Source organism: Kitasatospora sp. NPDC059648 (assembly GCF_042734825.1).
Taxonomy (GTDB): domain Bacteria; phylum Actinomycetota; class Actinomycetes; order Streptomycetales; family Streptomycetaceae; genus Kitasatospora.
In genome coordinates this window covers 1-3,154 of the sequence record NZ_JBHWDU010000073.1, presented here as the reverse complement: position 1 = coordinate 3,154, position 3,154 = coordinate 1, and the positions used below count along the sequence as shown (strand labels likewise).

Annotated in this window: 2 protein-coding genes and 5 tRNA genes; 5 read left to right on the top strand and 2 right to left on the bottom strand. The window is 71.5% G+C overall.

The window, feature by feature from the left end; all coding sequences use genetic code 11:
- Window positions 1–270: 270 nt before the first annotated feature.
- Both ACFV1W_RS30910 and ACFV1W_RS30905 read right to left on the bottom strand, forming a co-directional pair.
- A complete protein-coding gene (locus ACFV1W_RS30910) occupies window positions 271–1,101 on the bottom strand; it encodes an aminotransferase class IV (protein ID WP_380420563.1) in 831 nt (276 codons plus the stop codon).
- A 12-nt stretch (window positions 1,102–1,113) separates the two neighbouring features.
- The gene (locus tag ACFV1W_RS30905; RefSeq protein WP_380420562.1) at window positions 1,114–2,241 is read right to left on the bottom strand and encodes a chorismate-binding protein; all 1,128 of its coding nucleotides are present in this window, start codon (window positions 2,239–2,241) and stop codon (window positions 1,114–1,116) included.
- Between the two features lie 331 nt (window positions 2,242–2,572).
- Here ACFV1W_RS30905 and ACFV1W_RS30900 point away from each other — a divergent pair.
- From ACFV1W_RS30900 to ACFV1W_RS30880, 5 genes are all read left to right on the top strand, one after another.
- Window positions 2,573–2,645: transfer RNA gene (locus ACFV1W_RS30900), tRNA-Gly, on the top strand.
- Between the two features lie 40 nt (window positions 2,646–2,685).
- Window positions 2,686–2,759, top strand: a tRNA-Cys gene (locus ACFV1W_RS30895).
- A gap of 34 nt (window positions 2,760–2,793) precedes the next feature.
- Window positions 2,794–2,865 (top strand) — tRNA-Val (locus ACFV1W_RS30890).
- 41 nt (window positions 2,866–2,906) lie between these two features.
- A tRNA-Val gene (locus tag ACFV1W_RS30885) sits at window positions 2,907–2,978 on the top strand.
- A 44-nt stretch (window positions 2,979–3,022) separates the two neighbouring features.
- Window positions 3,023–3,094 (top strand) — tRNA-Val (locus tag ACFV1W_RS30880).
- The last annotated feature ends 60 nt before the right edge of the window (window positions 3,095–3,154 follow it).

Below are 3,154 nucleotides of genomic sequence, written 5' to 3'. Positions count from 1 at the left end.
CCACTGTTTTATACACTTTTCTTATACCCCGCCCGTTCGGGGGGGGGGGGGGGGGGGGGGGGGGGGCCGCCCCCCCCCGACCTGGTGGCCGTTGGTCAGGATCCGCCAACGTCTGGTGCGGCCGCCGGCCGTGGTGGGTGTCTCCGGGCCCTCGGGGCGCAGCGTGGTCGTCATGTGGTGGTCCCTTCCCCTCGCCGGGAAGGTTATCCGCGCCGCCCGTAGCGTCTGCCCGGGGTCGTAGCCGCCCGGCGCAACCGCTGCCCGGTGGGATCAGGGGTCGAGGTCGTCGCCGCTGCGCTCGGCGAAGACGGCCATGGCCTTGGCGGTGACCGGGCCGGTGCCGGGCAGCTCGCGGTCGTCGACGCGGGTGACGGCCTGGACGTCGCGGGTGGTGGAGGTCAGGAAGATCTCGTCGGCGTCCTGGAGGGCGCTGAGCGGGAGGTCGGTCTCCTCGGCGCCGCACCAGTCGATGACCAGCTGCCGGGTGATGCCGGCCAGGCAGCCGGAGGCGAGGGCGGGGGTGAGCAGGCGGCCGCCGATGACCACGAAGACGTTGGAGCCGGTGCCCTCGCAGAGCCGGCCGGCGGTGTTGGCGAACAGTGCCTCGGAGGCGCCGGCGCGGTGGGCGGCGGCGAGGGCGACGACGTTCTCGGCGTAGGAGGTGGTCTTGAGGCCGGCGACGGCGCTGTGCTCGTTGCGGCGCCAGGGGACGACGGCGACGGCGGTCTCGTCGGGACGGCGGTTGATGGCGCCGAGGGCGACGACCAGGGTGGGGCCGGTGGTGCCGCGCTCGGAGCCGAGCGGGGCGTTGCCGCCGGTGTAGGTGACGCGAAGGCGGCCGAGCGGGGCCGGGTTGGCGGCGAGGACCTGGGCGCAGGCCTCGCGGACCTGGTCGTGGTCGGGGTCGGGCAGGCCGAGGCCGCGGGCGGATCGGGTGAGCCGGTCGAGGTGGCGGGTGACCGCGAAGGCGCGGCCGTCGACGGCCTTCATGGTCTCGAAGACGCCGTCGCCGGTGGTGAGGCCGTGGTCGAGGACCGAGACGGCGGCGTCAGCGGAGTCGACGAGGGTGCCGTTGACCCAGCTCGTGGTGCGGTTGTGCATCGGGGGCTGCTCCTAGACGCGGTGCGGCTCGTGGTCGGTGCCGGTTTCGGTGTCACTGCCAGTGCTGGTGTCACAGCCGGTGCTGGTGTCACTGCCGGTTTCGCTGCCCGACGCTATCGCGACCAGGCGGGCGGCCTTCAGTTCCGTTTCCGCCCATTCGCGCTCGGGATCGGAGCCCCAGGTGATGCCGGCACCGGTGCCGAAGCGCAGGACGGGCGCCTGCGGGTCCTGCCGGTCGAGCCAGAAGGTGCGGATGCCGACGGCGAGTTCGCCTTCGCCGCGGTCGGCGTCGACCCAGCCGACGGCACCGCAGTAGGGGCCGCGGGGGGCGGTCTCCAGGGCGTCGATGATCCGCAGTGCGCTGGACTTGGGGGCGCCGGTGACCGAGCCGGGCGGGAAGGTGGCGGTGAGCAGTTCGGCCCAGCCGGCACCCTCGCGCAGGGTGCCCTCGACCGTGGAGACCAGGTGCACCAGACCGGGGTGTTTCTCGACGACGCAGAGGTCGGGAACGGTGACGCTGCCGGTCTCGCAGACCCGGCCGAGGTCGTTGCGGACCAGGTCGACGATCATCACGTTCTCGGCGTGGTCCTTGTCGAGGAGGTCGTCCTCGGTGCGGCCGGTGCCCTTGATCGGGCCGGAGGAGACGGTGCGTCCGCTGCGGTGCAGGTAGAGCTCGGGGGAGGCGGTGGCGATCTCGACGCCGTGCCCGGGCAGCCGGATGGTGCCGGCGTAGGGGGCGGGGTTGCCGTGGGCGAGGAGGCCGGTGAGGGCGTCGATGTCGCTGCGGTCGGGGTCGGGCAGCGGTGCGGACAGCACTCGGCAGAGGTTTGCCTGGTAGACCTCGCCGGCGGCTATGTGCTCGCGGATGCGGCGAACGCCCGCGGTGTAGGCGGCGTGGTCCAGGGAGCTGTGCCAGCTGCCGGCGTCCGGGCCGTACCAGCCGGCGCCCGAGGGCGGGGCTGGGGCGGGGCGGACGTCGTCGAAGCGGGCGCAGGTGAGCCGGCCCTCGAAGTCGTAGGCGACGGCCCAGTAGCCGGAGGATTCGAGCGCGGCCGGGTCCGAGGTGACGTCGCGCAGCCCGGTGGCCACTCGGCCTCCGAAGCGGGCGAGCGGGGTGCGGGGATCGGGGTGGCCGGACACGGTTCTCCTGCGCGGTGGTGCTGAGCAGCGGTGCCTGAAGTGTAGGTCGGGGGGCGCGGCCGCGGTCGGGCCCGGGGCTTCCCGCGCCCCCGCGTACGAGCAGCAGAGTGCGTCGGGCGGGTGTGCGCCCGGTGACCTGCGGACGATCGTCCGGGAGCGCCGCAGGTGGTGGCCGGTGACCGGCCGGAAGGGCTGACGGGACGGCACTCGGCGGGGCATCCCCCCGGCACGCTGCGGGAACGGATTTTTAGCTGGCCCGGGAATCCGCTAGAGTTCAACACGTCGCCGGGGAGCGCAGCCGAAGAAAAGCGGTGAAGATCCCGGGAGACAGGCGGACGTGGCTCAGTTGGTAGAGCATCACCTTGCCAAGGTGAGGGTCGCGAGTTCGAATCTCGTCGTCCGCTCGATGGAGAACAGTGTAAGATCGTTCTTCGTGTGTTGCCTGGTGGAGTGGCCGAGAGGCGAGGCAACGGCCTGCAAAGCCGTGTACACGGGTTCAAATCCCGTCTCCACCTCCAAGGGGCTCTCCCGGTTCTTCCGGGAGACCTCCCCGCGCGATTAGCTCAGCGGGAGAGCACTACCTTGACACGGTAGGGGTCACTGGTTCAATCCCAGTATCGCGCACGTCGGATCCTCCGGGATCTGCTGCAGGAACGCCTCACCAGGCGCGATTAGCTCAGCGGGAGAGCACTACCTTGACACGGTAGGGGTCACTGGTTCAATCCCAGTATCGCGCACCGTAACGGGCCCTTCGAGGCCTGCTGCACAACCGCCACACCAGGCGCGATTAGCTCAGCGGGAGAGCACTACCTTGACACGGTAGGGGTCACTGGTTCAATCCCAGTATCGCGCACCGTAACGGCCGAGGCCGCGATCCGTCAGGGTCGCGGCCTCGGCCGTTTCGTCGTTGCGG

Bases quoted from the DNA above. Each gene is read 5' to 3' on its own strand.
- ACFV1W_RS30910 (WP_380420563.1), bottom strand. From the start codon at position 1,101: ATGCACAACCGCACCACGAGCTGGGTCAACGGCACCCTCGTCGACTCC.